The sequence below is a fragment of the Oleiphilus sp. HI0066 genome (assembly GCF_001635725.1).
In genome coordinates this window covers 1-1,018 of the sequence record NZ_LWFH01000634.1, presented here as the reverse complement: position 1 = coordinate 1,018, position 1,018 = coordinate 1, and the positions used below count along the sequence as shown (strand labels likewise).

The following is a 1,018-nucleotide window of genomic DNA, read 5'->3' as shown; positions in this document are numbered from 1 at the left end:
CGCGAAGATTGGCGGAATTACACCTGCCATATTGACCTTAAGAGGCAAATGGCTAGATTGCTGGCTGTAACCACCACGAGCTGTCTGACGCTTGGCGTAATTGACAGTTAGTCGACGTTGTCCACGTTCGATGAACACAACAAAACCGACCGTTAGTACAGCAAACACACCAATGAGCAAGAGCGCAAGAATATTCAGTTCGCCTTGACGCGCCGCTTCAAACGACTGGCCAAATGCACCTGGTAAACCTGCGACAATGCCTGCGAAGATCAATAATGAAATACCATTACCAATTCCACGCTCAGTGATTTGCTCGCCTAACCACATTAGGAAAACAGCACCACAAACAAAAGTTGTTACCGCTAAAAAGTAAAAGCTAAAGCCATCCGTAAACGTAACACCTTGTGATGCTAAACCTACTGACATACCTGACGCCTGAACGAAGGCCAAAGCCACCGTACCATAGCGCGTCATTTGGGAGATCTTACGACGTCCCGCTTCACCTTCTTTCTTAAGCTGTTCCAAACTCGGTGTAACCGCAGTCATTAACTGCATAATAATCGAGGCTGAAATGTAAGGCATAATCCCCAAGGCAAAGATACTCATGCGTTCAAGCGCGCCGCCTGAGAACATGTTGAACAAGCTCAAGATCGTGCCTTGGTTTTGCTCAAACAGTGCCGCCAACCGTTCTGGGTTAATTCCTGGTACGGGAATATGTGCCCCGATACGGTAAACAATGATTGCAAGAAAAACGAACCACAAACGAGACTTGAGTTCATCAAGCCCCTTTCCGAATCCGCCTTGCATCGCTGGAGACTTAGCCATTACTTATTATTCCTCGACTTTACCACCGGCTGCTTCAATAGCAGCTTGAGCACCTTTAGTTACTCTCAAACCTTGAACAGTAACTGCTGACTTAATTTCGCCAGAAAGGATAACTTTTGCAGATTTCGAATCTCGACGAACTAGATTTGCATTTTTAAGCGCATCTAGATCGACAACGTTGCCTTCAACGAGC

2 protein-coding genes are annotated in these 1,018 nt (G+C 46.4%); both read right to left on the bottom strand.

The features are described 5' to 3' along the window. A partial coding sequence (gene secY / locus A3738_RS08125) for a preprotein translocase subunit SecY (protein ID WP_068763517.1) occupies positions 1-825 on the bottom strand: 825 nt, incomplete at its 3' end. Between the two features lie 6 nt (positions 826-831). Next, on the bottom strand, positions 832-1,018 hold a 187-nt coding region (locus tag A3738_RS08120; protein WP_197473704.1), incomplete at its 5' end, for an uL15m family ribosomal protein.